This window comes from Paraburkholderia sp. Tr-20389 (genome assembly GCF_017104565.1).
In the GTDB taxonomy this organism is placed as follows: Bacteria; Pseudomonadota; Gammaproteobacteria; order Burkholderiales; family Burkholderiaceae; genus Paraburkholderia.
The window spans coordinates 975,186-991,315 of record NZ_JAAGPD010000001.1; the positions used below are offsets into that span (position 1 = coordinate 975,186).

Below are 16,130 nucleotides of genomic sequence, written 5' to 3' on the forward strand. Positions count from 1 at the left end.
CGTGCAGGTGGTCGCGTTTCGTGCCTGCTGCATTCATGTTCCATGCCATCGATCTCCACGCCGTGTGCCTGTCCTTTGTCATCCGTCGACGCGTGACAGTCTGCATCGTGCACGGCGCAAAACACGTCGAACGAGCGCACCGCGTACGCGTCTTCCGTATCGAAGCGTCTCGCGCAACTGCCTGCGAGACGTGTCTTCAACGCAAATGGCACATGAGTTGCTGTCAGGCGGACATGACCTCGAACCGCTCTCCTACTTCCTGGACGTGTCCGTTCTGCCCGCTGTTATGCGACCGGCTTTCGATAGCGACGGACACGACATTGACCTTGAACGGCACCGACTGTCCGCGTGCGAAGCGGGCGCTCGCGCAGTTCGGCACGCGTCCGGCTCAGGCACAGCCGACACTCGACGGTAAACCGCTCGGCTTCGACGATGCGGTCGGCCTCGCGGCACAATGGCTTGCGCACGCAAGGCAGCCCTTGTTCGCGGGCATGGCCACTGACGTTGCCGGCACGCGCACGCTGTATCGGCTTGCGAACGCGAGCGCCGCGATCATCGATCATGCGCACGGCCGCTCGCTGATGCGCAGCCTCACCGCGATCCAGGATCGCGGCGCGTTCACGACGACGCTTTCCGAAGTGCGCACGCGCTCGGACCTGATCGTCTGCTTCGCGTCGACGCCGGCGACGCGCTACCCCGAGTTCTTCCAGCGCTGCGGAATCGGCGCCGCGCCGCGCGACGCGTCGGGTCCCGCGCAACGCGAAGTGATATACGTCGGTAGTGAAGTCGACGCGAACCTCGCGCGCGACGCACAGCCAGCAACGGTTTCGCAACGCGCGATACCGCTGCATGGCGATCTGTACGAGACGGTGGCGCTGCTGAACCTGCACGTCGACCAGCTTCTGCAGGGCAAACCGCATGCGGGCACCGCGCCCGAACTCGAAGCGCTCGCCGGCCGGATGCTCGCCGCGCGTTACGTGACGCTCGTCTGGAATACGGCCGACCTGCCCGGCGATCACGCGGCGCTGCTCGTCGAAGCACTCGACCGTCTGACCAAGTCGATCAACCTCAGGACACGCGCGGGCAATCTCGCGCTCGGCGGAGACGACGGCGCGGCCACTGTGAACCAGACGCTCACATGGATGTCCGGTTTGCCGCTACGCACAGGCATCCATCGCAGCGGCCTCGAACACGATCCGCATCGTTACGATACGGCGCGTCTGCTCGCAGACCATGCTGTCGATGCAATGGTCTGGGTCGCGAGCTTCGGTGTCGATTTGCCGCCGCCGCAAACCGGCGTGCCGACCGTGGTGCTCGGTCATCCGGGGCTCGCGCCGCTATGCGCGGATAGACACGGGCCCACGCTGTTCATCCCCGTGTCGACGCCAGGCATCGGCTCCGGCGGACACCTGTTCCGCGCGGACGGCGGTGTGGTGCTGCCGCTCGTGCCCATCTATGAAGACACGCTGCCTGCCGTCGCGCACGTCGCGGCACAGATCGCGCAGGCCCTCGGTGGATCGCTTACGAGCGCGTCATTCACCGCGACGTCCGCGTCAAAGGAGCCCGCACGATGAGCACGTTCCGCTTGCGCGGTGGCCGCGTGTACGACCCCGCGTCCCGCATCGACGGGCAGATCAGGGACATCTGCGTGCGCGACGGCAAGATCGTCGATCTGCCCGAACAGGAGCCCGTCGATTGCGAATACGACGCGTCGGGCATGATCGTGATGGCGGGCGGCATCGACATGCATTCGCATATCGGCGGCGGCAAGGTGAATCTCGCGCGACTGCTGATGCCGGAAGATCATCGCAACCGGGCCGCGCCCGAGAATCCGCTCGAACTCGCTTCATGCGGCGACTGCACGCCCGGCACGTTCGCGACGGGCTACCGCTACGCCGAGATGGGCTACACGGCCGCGTTCGAGCCGGCCATGATCGCGTCGAACGCGCGTCACACGCACCTCGAAATGGGCGACACGCCGATCATCGATCACGGCGCCTATGTGATGCTCGGCAACGACGAACTGTTCCTGCGCATGCTGGCCGAGCACACCGACTACGAACGCATGCGCGATTACGTCGGCTGGTCGATCAACGCGAGCCGCGCACTCGGCGTGAAGGTCGTCAACCCAGGCGGGATATCGGCGTTCAAGTTCAACCAGCGCAGCCTGGATGTCGACGAACACCACACGCACTACGGCATCACGCCGCGCAACGTGCTGCATGTGCTGGCCCGCGCGCTGACCGATCTCGGCGTGCCGCACCCGCTGCATATTCACGCGAGCAATCTCGGCGTGCCCGGCAATATCGATTCGACGCTCGCCACCATCGATGCGCTCGAAGGTCTTCCCGGCCACCTCACGCATATCCAGTTCCATAGCTACGGCAACGACGGGCCGAAGAAATTTTCGTCGGCGGCGCATCGCATTGCCGAGGCCGTCAACGCGAATCCGAACATTTCGATCGACGTCGGCCAGATCATGTTCGGCCAGACGGTGACGGCTTCCGGCGACACGATGAAGCAGGTCAAACAGGCCGCGTTCGCTTCGCCGCGCAAGTGGATCGCGGGCGATATCGAATGCGACGCGGGCTGCGGCGTCGTGCCGTTTCGCTACCGGGAAACGAGCTATGTCAACGCACTGCAATGGACGATCGGGCTCGAACTGTTTCTGCTCGTGAAGAACCCGTGGCAGATCACGCTCACGACCGATCATCCGAACGGCGGCCCGTTCACGAGCTATCCGCACCTGATCCGTCTGCTGATGGACAAATCGTTCCGCGACGAACAACTGGCGAAGCTTCATCCCGATGTCGCCGCGCAGTCGCCGCTTGCTGGCCTCACGCGCGAACTCGATCTGACCGAGATCGCGATCCTCACACGCGCCGCGCCCGCGCGGCTGCTGGGGCTCGCCGATCGCGGACGGCTCGATGCGGGCGCCGCCGCCGATATCGCCGTGTACCGCGAGCATGCCGATCGCGAAGCGATGTTCCGCACGCCCGCTTATGTGTTCAAGGACGGCGAACTGGTCGCACGCGAAGGCCGCATCGTCGCGACGCCCGCGGGCGGCACGCACTATGTCGAGCCCGAGTTCGACCGCTCGATCGAAAAGATCGTCGAGGACTACGGCGACGCCTACCTCGCGACCAACATGCGGCGCGCGCCCATCAGCCGCGACGAACTCTGCCTGTGCGGCAACGGCGGCCGTCTGCTGCCCGCTGCGTGCGGCATCCACCGACAACCGCGTGCGGAGTCTGCGTGATGAGTGTGACAACTTCGCCGCGCAGCGTGCGCGGTGTGTCGATCGACGACACCTTCGCCGAAGCCTTCCCGATGAAGGCGACGCGCCTCATCGTCACGGCGCGCGATGCCACATGGGCGCGCAATGCGGCGCTCGCGGCAACCGGCTTCGCGACCTCCGTGATCGCCTGCGGTTGCGAAGCCGGCATCGAGCGCGAGGTATCGCCCGACGAAACACCGGACGGACGACCGGGCGTCGCACTGCTGCTGTTTTCGATGTCCGGCAAGGAGCTCGCGAAACAGGTCGAGCGCCGCGTCGGACAGTGCGTGCTGACCTGCCCGACGACAGCCGTGTTCGGCGGAATCGAGAATGGCGAGCCGATTGCGCTCGGCAAGAATCTGCGCTTCTTCGGCGACGGCTGGCAGATCGCGAAGATGATCGACGGCAAGCGCTACTGGCGCGTGCCCGTGATGGACGGCGAGTTCGTCGCCGAGGAGACCACTTCGGTCATCAAGGGCGTGGGCGGCGGCAATCTGCTCTTTCTCGCGCGCGATACCGACGCGGCGCTTCGTGCCGCGCAGACTGCCGTGCGTGCGATACGCAACGTGCCGAATGTGATCATGCCGTTTCCGGGCGGCGTCGTACGCTCGGGGTCGAAGGTCGGCTCGAAGTATTCTGCGCTGCCCGCCTCGACCAACGATGCATTCTGTCCGGGCCTTGCCGAACTCGCGCTGCGCACCGAACTGCACGGCGACGTGCGAAGCGTGCTGGAGATCGTGATAGACGGATTGAGCGAGGCAGATGTGGCCGACGCGATGCGTGTCGGCATCGACGCCGCGACGGGAGAGGACGCCGGTGTCGCACATGGCCTCGTGCGGATCTCGGCGGGCAACTACGGCGGCAAGCTCGGGCCGTTCCACTTCCATCTGCATCAACTGTGCGACCAACTGACTGAGCCGGAGAGCCGATGAAGCGCATCACGTTACGTCTGAAACAGGCGCCCGCGTTGCGCATCGATGCACGCGAATTGCTGCCCGCACGGCTCGCGGAACTCGCTATGCAAGACATCTGCGCGATCACACTTTGGCATGGCGCCGAGCGGATAAGCGTCGGCGATCTGTTCGCGGTGAATGTCGACGAAGGCTCGCGCGATGCCCCGCAACTCGTGTTCGAAGGCGACATGCAACGCTTCGACCGCCTCGGCATGCGCATGAACGCGGGCCACATTCTCGTCGACGGCAACGCAGGCGATTTCGTCGGCTTGCAGATGAGCGCGGGAACGGTGCTGGTCGACGGCCATTGCGGGAGCTTCGCAGCATGCGAGCTGACGGGCGGACGGATCGAGATTCGCGGCGATGCAGGCGACTTCGCGGGCGCTGCGCTGCCCGGCGACATGGACGGCATGCGCGGCGGCACGCTCGTGATTCACGGCGACGCGGGCGCACGCCTCGGCGATCGCATGCGGCGCGGCACGATCGCGGTGTTCGGTTCGGCGGGCGCATTCGTCGCGTCGCGCATGGTCGCGGGCACTGTCGCGATTGCGGGCAAGGTTGGAGAACATCCGGCGTATGGCATGCGACGCGGCTCGCTCGTGCTGCTCGATCCCGCCTGGCCCACGACTCCGCGCCTCGCCGAAAACAGCAGCGACATCGACGTATTCTGGCGGCTGCTCGTGCCGACGCTCGCGCGCGAAGGCGGCGCTTTCGCGATGCTGTCGCGCACGCGTGCCCCACTGAGGCTGCGCGGCGATGTGTCGGTTCAGGGCAAAGGCGAAATCCTGCTGCCGGCTTAGGCCTTGGTCAGACTTCCATCGCCACCCGCTCGCCCGCCTCGTGCGCGCCGCTCACGAGGCTGTCCCTGAACGCGGACGCTGCCGTCGAAAGCTGCTTGCTCTCGCGATGCACCAGATACAGATACCGCACGATAGGAAAATGCTCGACGTCGAGCACCTTGAGCCGCAGCGTTTCCAGCTCGGCCATGATCGTCGCGAGGGGAACGACTGACAGGCCCATGCCCGCCTGCACCGCCCACTTGATCGCCTCGTTGCTGCTCACTTCCATACCCGGCCGAAAGCTGCCGCGATGCTCGGCGAAGAAACGCTCCATCGCGCGGCGCGTGCCGGAGCCCGACTCGCGTACGAGGAACGTTTCGCGCTCCAACGCTTCAAGTGCGATGCGGCGCGCGCGCACGAGCGCATGATCGGGCGGCGCGATCATCACCAGCGGATTTTTCGCCACGCGCACGGCAGCGAGCCCTTGCCCTTCGGGCGGCAGTCCCATGATCGCGAGATCGGTCTCGTTGTTCGCCAGTTCGTTCAGCACGCACTCCCTGTTCCCCACCGAGAGACTCACCCTCACACCGGGAAACGCACGTGTGAACTTCGCGATCAACTGAAGCGCGAGCGGATTGGCCGTGCCGCTCACCAGCGACACCTTCAGCTTGCCCTGCTTCATGTCCCGCAACTGGTCGAGCGAGGTTTCGAGCACGGATAACTGCTGCTGAAGCAGACGCGTATGGCTGTATAGCTCCTTGCCCGCAGCCGTCAGAAAAACGCGCCGCCCGACCTGCTCGAAGAGCGGCATGCCGATGCTCGTTTCGAGCTGCTTCAGTTGCGACGAAACGCCGGGTTGCGTCAGATGAAGCTCTTCCGCAGCGCGCGAAAAACTCAGGTGGCGCGCGCTCGCTTCGAACACGCGCAACTGACGCAAAGTCAGATGCAGCATCTCGCTCCCTATCCTCCTGAACGCAGCCATAACCGCTCGATTTCACGTCTCAACTCTACCAGCCGGGGCTACGCCCGCAATGCCCATGAGGGAGTACCCCGCGAGGTTTCACGCCCGCCCGGCAAGGCTCGCACGCATGGTTATGGGTCGGATAAGTAACCCGAATGAGTGTTTTGCGCGGCACGCCTCTACCATCGTTTCAACAGGAATGCGAAGGGGGCGCGCAATACGTCTGGCCCGTCCGGTCCACTCAAGAGAGGTTCATCCATGTTCAGCTACAAAAACACGCTCGCCGTCACCGACCCGGAACTGCAGCACGCGATTGCGGCGGAAACGCAGCGCCAGCAGGATCACATCGAGCTGATCGCATCGGAAAACTATACGTCGCCCGCCGTGCTCGAAGCGCAGGGATCGCAGCTCACGAACAAATACGCGGAAGGCTATCCGGGCAAGCGTTACTACGGCGGATGCGAACACGTCGACGTCGTCGAGCAGTTGGCGATCGATCGCGCGAAGCAGCTCTTCAACGCCGATCACGCGAACGTGCAGCCGCATTCGGGATCGCAGGCGAATCAGGCCGTCTATCTGTCCGCGCTCAAGCCGGGCGACACGATTCTCGGCATGTCGCTCGCACATGGCGGCCACCTCACGCATGGTGCGTCGGTGAACGTGAGCGGCAAGCTGTTCAACGCGGTGTCGTACGGCCTCGATCCCGAGACGGAAGAAATCGACTACGACGCAGCCCAGCGGCTCGCGGAGGAACATCGGCCGCGCATGATCGTCGCGGGCGCGTCCGCGTATTCGCTCGTGATCGACTGGCAGCGTTTTCGCGCGATCGCCGACAGCGTCGGCGCAACGTTGCTCGTCGATATGGCGCACTACGCCGGTCTCGTCGCGGCCGGTCTCTACCCGAGCCCGGTCGGGATCGCCGATTACGTGACCACCACCACGCACAAGACGCTGCGCGGTCCGCGCGGCGGTCTGATCCTCTCGCGCGCCGACACCGCGAAGGCGATCGATTCGACGATCTTCCCCGGCATCCAGGGCGGCCCGTTGATGCATGTGATCGCGGGCAAGGCGGCCGCGTTGCGCGAAGCGATGACGGACGAATTCCGCCAGTACCAGCAACAGGTGCTCGTCAACGCACGCACCATCGCGCAGACACTCCAGCAGCGCGGCTTGCGGATCGTGTCGGGGCGCACCGATTCGCATGTGTTTCTCGTCGACCTGCGCGCGAAGAACGTGACGGGCAAGGAAGCGGAAGCCGCGCTCGGCCGCGCGTTCATCACGGTCAACAAGAACGCGATTCCGAACGATCCGCAAAAGCCCTTCGTGACGAGCGGCGTGCGCATCGGTTCGCCCGCCATCACGACGCGCGGCCTGCGCGAAGCCGAAGCGGAACAGCTCGCGCATCTGATCGCCGACGTGCTCGACGCGCCCGGCAACGATCTGGTGATCCGCCGCACCGCCGACGCCGTGCTCGCGCTCACCGCGAAGTTCCCCGTGTATCGCGACGCGCCCGACGCACTGCGCCAGGACGCAACGCGCGACGACCGTGCAGCCGCCGGCCGCAGCGCGCATTGACAACCCTTCGAGCGACTTCTCAAGCCCATCAATCAAGGAGACAAACCATGTCGAACACTTCAGGCTCGCGCATCGCCGGACGCAACATCCTCGCCGTCCCCGGCCCGACGAACGTTCCCGACGCCGTGCTGCGCGCGATGGTCGTATCGATGGAAGACCACCGCTCGACGAAATTCCCCGAACTCGCGCATGGCCTGCTGTCCGACCTGAAGAAGATCTATCGGACGGCGGAAGGCCAGCCGTTCATCTTCCCGTCGTCGGGCACGGGCGCATGGGAAGCGGCGCTCACCAATACGCTGTCGCCCGGCGACCGCGTGCTGGTGCCGCGTTTCGGCCAGTTCAGCCATCTGTGGGCGGACATGGCGCAGCGATTCGGCTTCGACGTGGAGATTCTCGACGTCGATTGGGGCGAAGGCGTGCCCGTCGAACGGATCGCGGAGATTCTCAAGGCGGACCGGCAGCACACCATCAAGGGCATTCTCGCGTGTCACAACGAAACGGCGACGGGCGTGACGAGCGATATCGGCGCACTGCGCCGCGCGATGGACGACGCAGGTCACCCGGCCTTGCTGTTCGTCGACGGCGTGAGTTCGATCGGCTGCATCGACTTCCGCATGGACGAATGGGGCGTCGATCTCGCGGTGACGGGCTCGCAGAAAGGCCTGATGTTGCCGGCAGGTCTCGGCATCCTGTGCGTGAGCCAGAAGGCGCTGAAGGCCATCAGTCATGCGAAATCGCGCCGCTGCTACTTCGATCTCGCCGACATGGTGCGCACCAACGCCACCGGCTACTTCCCGTACACGCCCGCGCTGTCGCTGCTCTACGGGCTGCGCGCCGCGCTCGACCTGCTGTTCGAGGAAGGGCTCGATAACGTCTTCGCGCGGCATCACTATCTCGCCTCGGGCGTGCGCGCCGCCGTCACGGAAGGCTGGGGGCTGGAGCTGTGCGCGAAGGGACCCAGGTGGCATTCGGATACGGTCTCCGCGATCGTCGTGCCGGAAGGCATCAACGGCGCGCAGGTGATCGACACCGCGTATCGCCGCTACAACCTCGCGCTCGGCGCAGGGCTGTCGAAGGTCGCGGGCAAGGTGTTCCGCATCGGCCATCTCGGCGACCTGAATGAACTGATGCTGATGAGCGCGATCGCGGGTGCGGAAATGGCGATGCTCGACACCGGCATCGACGTGCGTCCGGGCAGCGGCGTCGGCGCGGCAGGCCAGTACTGGCGCACGCACACGCCGGGCGCTCAGGCGGTCCACGCGAGCGCGCAAACGGCGGCTCAACCCGCCCCGCGCCGCGTCGCCGCTGCCTGATTCGCTTCCTGAGTGCAGCTACCCGAGTGCGCGTCCGATGCAGCCGCATCGGACCGTGCGCTTCCCGCTCATCTCACGGCACCCACGACACCATGCAACATGAAATCGTCTTTCTCGACCGTTCGACGCTGAATGCCGATGTGCGGCGCCCCGCGTTCGATCACCACTGGGTCCAGTATGCGTCGACCTCCGTGCATGAGGTCGAGCAGCGGCTCGACGGCGCCACCATCGCGATCACGAACAAGGTGCCGCTGCGGGCCAATGTGCTCGACCGGCACCCGTCGATCAAAATGATCGCCGTGGCGGCGACGGGCTACGACTGCGTCGATACCGCGTACTGCCGCGAGCGCGGAATCGCCGTCGCCAACATTCGCGGCTACGCGACGCACACGGTGCCCGAGCATACGTTCGCGCTGATGCTCGCGTTGCGGCGCAACCTGTTCGCCTATCGCAACGACGTGCAGCGCGGACGCTGGCAACAGGCGCGGCAGTTCTGCTTCTTCGATCACCCGATCAGCGATCTGCATGGCGCGACGCTCGGCATCATCGGCGGCGGCGCGCTCGGCCAGGGCACGGCGCAGATCGCGCGCGGCTTCGGCATGCGCGTGATCTTCGCGGCGCACGACTCGCAGCGCACGCGGTTGCCCGGCGCCGAATACGTGCCGCTCGAAACCCTGCTGCGCACCTCCGACGTGATCTCGCTGCATGCGCCGCTCACGCCCGCGACACGCAACCTGATCGGTCTCGACCAGTTGCGCATGATGAAGCCCAGTTGCCTGCTGATCAACACGGCACGCGGCGGGCTCGTGTGCGAAGCCTCGCTGGCGACGGCGCTGAAGGAAGGCGTGATCGCCGGCGCGGGCTTCGACGTGCTGAGCCAGGAGCCGCCCGTCGCGGGCAATCCGCTGCTCGAACTCGATCTGCCCAACTTCATCCTGACCCCTCACGTCGCGTGGGCGTCCGACGACGCCATGCAGTCGCTCGCCGACCAGTTGATCGAGAACATCGAGGCCTTCGCACGCGGCGAGCCTCGCAATCTCGTGATCTGACGGTCAAGGAATTACGCGAAAACCTACGCAATACCAAGGAGACATCGATATGGACATTCACGAGTATCAGGCCAAAGATCTGCTGGCCGGCTTCGGCGTGCCGATCCAGCGCGGCGCGGTGGCCTACACGCCGGATCAGGCGGTGTACTGCGCAACCGAACTCGGCGGCTGGCACTGGGCCGTCAAGGCGCAGATCCATTCGGGCGCGCGCGGCAAGGCAGGCGGCATCAAGCTGTGCGAGACCTATCACGACGTGCACGAAGCGGCGACCTCGCTGTTCGGCAAGCAACTCGTGACGACGCAGACGGGACCGGAAGGCAAGGTCGTCGAGCGTGTGTACGTGGAAGTCGCGGAGAAGTTCGATCGTGAAATCTACCTCGGCATCGTGCTCGACCGGAAAGCGGAACGCGTGCGCGTGATCGCGTCCTCGCAGGGCGGCATGGATATCGAGGAAATCGTCCACACGAACCCGGAAGCCGTGCTTCAGGCCGTGGTCGAACCCGCCGTCGGTTTGCAGCCCTTCCAGGCGCGCGAAATCGCCTTCGGTCTCGGCCTGAGCATCAAGCAGGTGAGCCGCGCCGTCTCCACGATCATGGGCGCGTACCGCGCGTTCCGCGATCTCGATGCGACGATGGTGGAGATCAACCCGCTCGTCGTGACGACGGACGACCGCGTGATCGCGCTCGACGCCAAGATCTCGTTCGACGACAACGGCCTGTTCCGCCACCCACACGTATCGGAAATGCGCGACGCCGCGCAGGAAGATCCGCGCGAAGCGGAAGCCGCGCAGTTCGGCCTGAACTACGTCGGGCTCGACGGCGATATCGGCTGCATCATCAACGGCGCCGGCCTCGCGATGGCCACCATGGACACCATCAAATACGCGGGAGGCGAGCCCGCCAACTTTCTCGACGTCGGCGGCGGCGCTTCGCCCGAACGCGTGGCGGCCGCGTTCCGCCTCGTGTTGTCGGACCAGAACGTGTCGGCCGTGCTCGTCAACATCTTCGCCGGCATCAACCGCTGCGACTGGGTTGCGGAGGGCGTCGTGCAGGCCGCGCGCGGGCTGAGAGTGCCGCTCGTCGTGCGGCTGGCGGGCACGAATGTCGAGGAGGGACGACGCATCATCAACGAAAGCGGCCTGCCCATCATCGCGGCGGAATCGCTGCTGGAAGCGGCACAAAAGGCCGTCGAGGCGTCCAAGGCGCACCGCGCGCGCCTCGCCGGCAACCACCGATAAGGAGAACGGACATGAGCATCCTGATCGACGAAACCACCCGCGTCATCGTGCAGGGCTTCACGGGCGACAAGGCCTCGTTCCACGCGAAAGAGATGATTGCCTACGGCACCAACGTGGTGGGCGGCGTGACGCCCGGCAAGGGCGGCAAGCATCACCTCGAACGTCCCGTCTTCGACACCGTGAAAGACGCCGTGCGCGAAACGGGCGCGACCGCGAGCCTCGTGTTCGTGCCGCCGCCCTACTGCGCCGACGCCATCATGGAAGCCGCCGACGCCGGTCTGAAACTCGTCTGCGTGATCACCGACGGCATTCCGGCTCAGGACATGATGCGCGTGAAGCGCTATCTGCTGCGCTATCCGAAGGAAGCGCGCACGATGGTGGTCGGCCCGAACTGCGCGGGCATCATCAGCGCCGGACGCGCGATGCTCGGCATCATGCCGGGCCATATCTACCGGCGCGGCAATATCGGCATCGTGTCGCGCTCGGGCACGCTCGGCTACGAAGCCGCCGCGCAACTCAACGCGCTCGGTCTCGGCGTGACGACGAGCGTGGGCATCGGCGGCGATCCCATCAACGGCAGTTCGTTCCTCGATCATCTGAAGCTGTTCGAGCAGGACCCCGAAACCGAAGCCGTGGTGATGATCGGCGAGATCGGCGGCCCGCAGGAGGCCGAAGCCGCGAAGTGGGTCAGCGAGCATATGACGAAGCCCGTGGTCGGCTATGTGGCCGGTCTCACTGCGCCGAAAGGACGGCGCATGGGGCATGCGGGCGCAATCATCTCGGCGGCGGGCGACAGTGCGGCCGAGAAAGCGCAGATCATGCAGTCCTATGGCCTCTCGGTTGCGCCCAGCGCATCCGAGCTGGGTTCCACCGTTGCCTCAGTGCTCGAAAGCAATGTCGCGCGCCGCGTTGCCTGACTGGGGCTACGGCATCGACACACAGCCCGACTCGCCGCGCGTCGAGGCTGTGCGCCCCCTCCATGCGGGCAGGCACGCCGCCGTCGACGGGCTGCACAAGCTCGCCGCCGCGTCGGCGTCACTGCCCGCGCTCAGTGCGGACGAATACGAACACGCTGTGATCGATCTGCTGTCGGAACTGCTGCGCGATATCGCGCGTGCCCGTCAGCCGGAAGTGGAACGCACGCTGCGCGGCGAGTCCGCGCACGAATCGATGAGCGAGCTGATGCGCGAGCGGATGGACGACCGCACCGCGCGCGTCGTGCTGCGGCGCATGCTGCAGGCGCAGGGCATGTGGTTCCAGTTGCTCAGCATCGCCGAACAGAGCACTGCGATGCGCCGTCGCCGTGAGATCGAACTCGAAGGCGGCTATGACAGGCTGCCCGATTCGTTCGCGCGCGTGATTGCCGAAGTCGCGGAAGCGGGCGTCCCCGCCAGCGAAGTGCGCGACGTGCTGGGCCATATGAAAGTGCGGCCCGTGCTGACGGCTCATCCGACGGAAGCGAAGCGCGTCACCGTGCTCGAAATCCACCGGCGCATCTACCGGCGTCTGATGGAACTCGAATCGCCGCGCTGGACGCCGCGCGAACGCTACACGCTCGTGCTCGCGCTGAGAAACGACATCGAGCTGTTGTGGATGAGCGGCGAACTGCGGCTCGAAAAGCCCACGGTCGCACAAGAGGTGGCGTGGGGTCTGCACTTCTTCGGCGAGACGCTGTTCGAAGCCGTGCCGCTGCTGTTCGACAAACTGGAGAGCGCGCTCGAACGGCACTATCCGGGCGAGCGCTTCGACATGCCGCGCTTTTTCCAGTTCGGCTCTTGGATAGGCGGCGATCGCGACGGCAATCCGTTCGTCGACGACAGCGTCACGCGCGCGACGCTGCATGAGAATAGACTCGCGTGCCTGAAGCGTTATCGCCTGCGTCTCGTCGAACTGGCGCAGACGCTGAGCATCACGTCCGAGGCGCTGCCCTTGCCCGACAGTTTCCACGAAGCACTGGCGCGCGTGCTGATGGCGAGCGGCGAACCCGCGTCGGTCGCGTCGCGCAATCCGGGCGAACTGTTCCGTCAATATCTGACGTGCGTCCTGCGCCGGCTCGACGCATCGCTTGCCAACGCAAGCCGCCCCGCCGACGGCGTGCCCGTTCAAGGCGGCTACACCAGCGCGGACGAACTGGCCGCCGACCTGCTGGTGATCGAACAGACGCTGCTCGCGACGGAAAGCGGCCAGCTCGCGCGCATGTTGATCCGCCCGTTGCGGCACGAAGTGGAGACGTTCCGCTTCAGCACCGTGCAACTCGATCTGCGTCAGAACACGACCGTCATCGAGCAGGCGCTGCAGAGCTTGTGGCGCGCGACCTGCGGCACGTCGGGCGAGCCGCCCGCGAGCGATTCGCCCGAATGGAAGGCGTGGCTGCTGAGCGAACTGGCCCAGCCTTCCGACAGCGAAGCCGAACGCGAGCGACGTTTCCAGTCGCTGCCGCCCGAAGAGGCCCAGACGCTGCAGATTTTCCGCACGGTTCGGGAGATGCGTCAGCAGGTGGATCGCAACGCATTCGGCGCGTTCATTCTCAGCATGACGCATCGCGCGAGCGACGTGCTCGGCGTCTATCTGCTCGCGAAGGAAGCCGGTCTCTTTTCCGACGCGGCGGGCACCGAAAGCTGCACACTGCCCGTCGTGCCGCTGCTCGAAACCATCGACGACCTGCGCCGCGCGCCAGAAATCCTGCGCGAACTGCTGGCCGTGCCGATGGTCCGCCGCAGTATCCGTGCGCAAGGCGGCGTGCAGGAAATCATGATCGGCTATTCCGATTCGAACAAGGACGGCGGATTCTTCGCGAGCAACTGGGAGCTGTCGAAGGCGCAGACGAAAATCAGGCGGCTCGGCGACGAACTGGGCGTCGCGATGGCGTTCTTCCACGGACGCGGCGGCTCCGTGAGCCGGGGTGGCATCGCTGCCGGCCGCGCGATCGCCGCGTTGCCCGCCGGCTCCGTCGACGGACGTTTCCGCGTGACCGAACAGGGCGAAGTGGTGTCGTTCAAATACGCGAATCGCGGCACGGCGCAGTATCACGTCGAGTTGCTGGCGTCGAGCGTGCTCGAACATACGCTGAAGTCCGAACGCGAAGACGCGTTGTTGCCCAAGGGCGAATTCGACGAGGCGATGGAAGCGTTGTCGGGCGCGTCGCGGGCCGCGTACGCGAAGTTCATCGAGCAGCCGGGCATGTTGGCTTATTTCCAGGCGGCGAGCCCGCTCGAAGAACTGTCGATGCTCAACATGGGCTCGCGCCCTGCCCGCCGTTTCGGCGCGAAGAGTCTGCAGGATCTGCGCGCGATTCCCTGGGTGTTCGCATGGGCGCAGAACCGTCACGCGTTGACGGGCTGGTACGGAGTAGGCAGCGCGATCGACGGCTTTCTCTCCGTGCGGCAGGAACGCGGACTCGATCTGCTGCGGCGCATGTTCAACGAATCGCGGCTCTTCAGGCTCGTGATCGACGAAGTCGAGAAGACGCTCGCGCAGGTCAACCTGGAGATCGCACGCGAATACGCGAGCCTCGTTCCCGATGAGCAGATCCGCGACACGATCTTTACGCAGGTCGAAACCGAATACCGGCTGACCGTGAAGATGGTGCAGGCCGTCACGGGTTCGTCGGGGCCCGGTACGCGCTTTCCGAAGTTCAGTGCCCGTCTGGAGCGCAGGCTGCCCGCCATCGATCTGATCAGCCGGCAGCAGATCGAATTGCTTCGCCTTTACCGTTCGGCGCAGACGGAACGGCAGCGGCGCGCGTATCAGGTGCCGCTGCTGCTGTCCATCAACTGCATTGCATCGGGCTTCGGCGCGACGGGCTGAGCGCCCAGCGCCGAAACCTTCAAAGATTGCCTACAGGAGAACGCATATGAGCTTTACTGTCATCGAGCAGGCCAAGGCACGGCTGCATCGTTCCGAGCTGGCCGTCCCCGGCTCGAATACCGCGATGTTCGAGAAGGCCGCGCGCTCGGCTGCCGACATCATCTTTCTCGACTGCGAAGACGCCGTCGCGCCGGACGACAAAGAACAGGCGCGCAAGAACATCGTCGAAGGGCTCAACGAGATCGACTGGGGCACCAAGACGATGATGGTCCGCATCAACGGTCTCGATACGCATTACATGTATCGCGACGTCGTCGATATCGTCGAAGCGTGCCCGCGTCTCGACATGATCCTGATTCCGAAGGTCGGCGTGGCCGCCGACGTGTATGCCGTCGACATGCTCGTCACGCAGATCGAGGCCGCTCGCCGGCGCACGAAGAAGATCGGCTTCGAAGTGCTGATCGAAACCGCGCTCGGCATGGCGAACGTCGAGAGTATCGCGCAATCGAGCCGCCGCCTGGAGGCGATGTCGTTCGGCGTCGCGGACTACGCGGCATCGACGCGCGCACGCACGACGGTGATCGGCGGCGTGAATCGCGACTACGGTGTGCTCACGGACAAGAACGAGCGCGGCGAGCGCGACTACTTCTGGGGCGACCAATGGCACGCCGCGCAAACGCGGATGATGGTGGCATGCCGCGCGTACGGGCTGCGTCCCATCGACGGCCCGTTCGGCGACTTCAGCGATCCCGACGGCTACGATGCGGCCGCGCGCCGCGCCGCCGTGTTGGGTTATGAAGGCAAGTGGGCGATCCATCCGTCGCAGATCGAACTCGCCAATCGCGTGTTCACGCCCGCCGAGGCCGAAGTCACCAAGGCGCGCCGCATCATGGACGCGATGGCGCAAGCCGCGAAGGAAGGCAAAGGCGCGGTTTCGCTGGATGGGCGACTGATCGATGCTGCGAGTATCCGTATGGCTGAAGCGCTGCTCGCGACGGCGGATGCGATCGGGAATAACAGGTAGTGGGAATGCGAAGGGCGGCCCGCGGGCCTAATGCCGTTCAGTTAAGGTCTCTTTTGAGGACTCGAACGGTATAACGAAACGGTCTGGACTTGACGGCCCGAGCGCAAGAGCGCCCGGGCCGTTTTTCGTTGATAAGTTGCTTGAGCCGCTCACGC

General features: G+C 65.4%; 12 protein-coding genes. 11 read left to right on the forward strand and 1 reads right to left on the reverse strand.

Annotation, left to right across the window (positions count from 1 at the left end):
* The first annotated feature begins 326 nt into the window (after window positions 1-326).
* Genes G3N95_RS04310 through G3N95_RS04325 form a run of 4 tightly spaced genes read left to right on the forward strand, consistent with a single transcriptional unit; the run spans window position 327 to window position 5,030 of the window.
* Window positions 327-1,574, forward strand: coding sequence for a formylmethanofuran dehydrogenase (locus G3N95_RS04310; protein WP_241018192.1), 1,248 nt, complete (start codon window positions 327-329; stop codon window positions 1,572-1,574).
* Entirely contained in the window at window positions 1,571-3,259 is a 1,689-nt protein-coding gene (locus G3N95_RS04315; RefSeq protein WP_205968692.1) for a formylmethanofuran dehydrogenase subunit A, read from the forward strand. The genes G3N95_RS04310 and G3N95_RS04315 overlap by 4 nt, the downstream gene beginning before the upstream one ends.
* Window positions 3,259-4,209, forward strand: a complete 951-nt coding sequence (gene fhcD, locus G3N95_RS04320; RefSeq protein WP_205968693.1) for a formylmethanofuran--tetrahydromethanopterin N-formyltransferase — start codon at window positions 3,259-3,261, stop codon at window positions 4,207-4,209. The genes G3N95_RS04315 and fhcD overlap by 1 nt, the downstream gene beginning before the upstream one ends.
* Entirely contained in the window at window positions 4,206-5,030 is an 825-nt protein-coding gene (locus tag G3N95_RS04325) for a formylmethanofuran dehydrogenase subunit C (protein ID WP_205968694.1), read from the forward strand. Before fhcD ends, G3N95_RS04325 begins: the two co-directional genes overlap by 4 nt.
* A 7-nt stretch (window positions 5,031-5,037) precedes the next feature.
* Here G3N95_RS04325 and G3N95_RS04330 read toward each other — a convergent pair whose 3' ends face one another.
* On the reverse strand, window positions 5,038-5,961 hold the full coding sequence (locus G3N95_RS04330) for a LysR family transcriptional regulator (RefSeq protein ID WP_205968695.1): 924 nt from the start codon (window positions 5,959-5,961) through the stop codon (window positions 5,038-5,040).
* Window positions 5,962-6,228: 267 nt separating this feature from the next.
* On the opposite strand from G3N95_RS04330, the gene glyA reads away from it, so the two are divergent.
* From glyA to G3N95_RS04365, 7 genes are all read left to right on the forward strand, one after another.
* A complete protein-coding gene (gene glyA / locus G3N95_RS04335; RefSeq protein WP_205968696.1) occupies window positions 6,229-7,545 on the forward strand; it encodes a serine hydroxymethyltransferase in 1,317 nt (438 codons plus the stop codon).
* Window positions 7,546-7,592: 47 nt separating this feature from the next.
* The gene (locus G3N95_RS04340; protein ID WP_205968697.1) at window positions 7,593-8,858 is read left to right on the forward strand and encodes an aminotransferase class V-fold PLP-dependent enzyme; all 1,266 of its coding nucleotides are present in this window, start codon (window positions 7,593-7,595) and stop codon (window positions 8,856-8,858) included.
* Between the two features lie 92 nt (window positions 8,859-8,950).
* Window positions 8,951-9,907 (forward strand): D-2-hydroxyacid dehydrogenase, encoded by a 957-nt coding sequence (locus G3N95_RS04345; RefSeq protein WP_205968698.1) that lies wholly within the window; start codon window positions 8,951-8,953, stop codon window positions 9,905-9,907.
* A gap of 49 nt (window positions 9,908-9,956) precedes the next feature.
* Window positions 9,957-11,144: a malate--CoA ligase subunit beta gene (locus G3N95_RS04350; protein ID WP_205968699.1), complete on the forward strand. Its 1,188-nt coding sequence runs from the start codon at window positions 9,957-9,959 to the stop codon at window positions 11,142-11,144.
* Between the two features lie 11 nt (window positions 11,145-11,155).
* The gene (gene sucD / locus G3N95_RS04355; RefSeq protein WP_205968700.1) at window positions 11,156-12,061 is read left to right on the forward strand and encodes a succinate--CoA ligase subunit alpha; all 906 of its coding nucleotides are present in this window, start codon (window positions 11,156-11,158) and stop codon (window positions 12,059-12,061) included.
* Complete coding sequence (locus G3N95_RS04360; RefSeq protein WP_205968701.1) at window positions 12,039-14,951, forward strand: phosphoenolpyruvate carboxylase; 2,913 nt, start codon at window positions 12,039-12,041, stop codon at window positions 14,949-14,951. The genes sucD and G3N95_RS04360 overlap by 23 nt, the downstream gene beginning before the upstream one ends.
* A gap of 46 nt (window positions 14,952-14,997) precedes the next feature.
* Window positions 14,998-15,975, forward strand: coding sequence for a CoA ester lyase (locus G3N95_RS04365; RefSeq protein ID WP_205968702.1), 978 nt, complete (start codon window positions 14,998-15,000; stop codon window positions 15,973-15,975).
* The last annotated feature ends 155 nt before the right edge of the window (window positions 15,976-16,130 follow it).

Coding starts and splice junctions, on each gene's coding strand:
- G3N95_RS04315 (WP_205968692.1), top strand. CDS start 1,571: ATGAGCACGTTCCGCTTGCGCGGTGGCCGCGTGTACGACCCCGCGTCC.
- fhcD (WP_205968693.1), top strand. CDS start 3,259: ATGAGTGTGACAACTTCGCCGCGCAGCGTGCGCGGTGTGTCGATCGAC.
- G3N95_RS04325 (WP_205968694.1), top strand. CDS start 4,206: ATGAAGCGCATCACGTTACGTCTGAAACAGGCGCCCGCGTTGCGCATC.
- G3N95_RS04330 (WP_205968695.1), bottom strand. CDS start 5,961: ATGCTGCATCTGACTTTGCGTCAGTTGCGCGTGTTCGAAGCGAGCGCG.
- glyA (WP_205968696.1), top strand. CDS start 6,229: ATGTTCAGCTACAAAAACACGCTCGCCGTCACCGACCCGGAACTGCAG.
- G3N95_RS04340 (WP_205968697.1), top strand. CDS start 7,593: ATGTCGAACACTTCAGGCTCGCGCATCGCCGGACGCAACATCCTCGCC.
- G3N95_RS04345 (WP_205968698.1), top strand. CDS start 8,951: ATGCAACATGAAATCGTCTTTCTCGACCGTTCGACGCTGAATGCCGAT.
- G3N95_RS04350 (WP_205968699.1), top strand. CDS start 9,957: ATGGACATTCACGAGTATCAGGCCAAAGATCTGCTGGCCGGCTTCGGC.
- sucD (WP_205968700.1), top strand. CDS start 11,156: ATGAGCATCCTGATCGACGAAACCACCCGCGTCATCGTGCAGGGCTTC.
- G3N95_RS04360 (WP_205968701.1), top strand. CDS start 12,039: ATGTCGCGCGCCGCGTTGCCTGACTGGGGCTACGGCATCGACACACAG.
- G3N95_RS04365 (WP_205968702.1), top strand. CDS start 14,998: ATGAGCTTTACTGTCATCGAGCAGGCCAAGGCACGGCTGCATCGTTCC.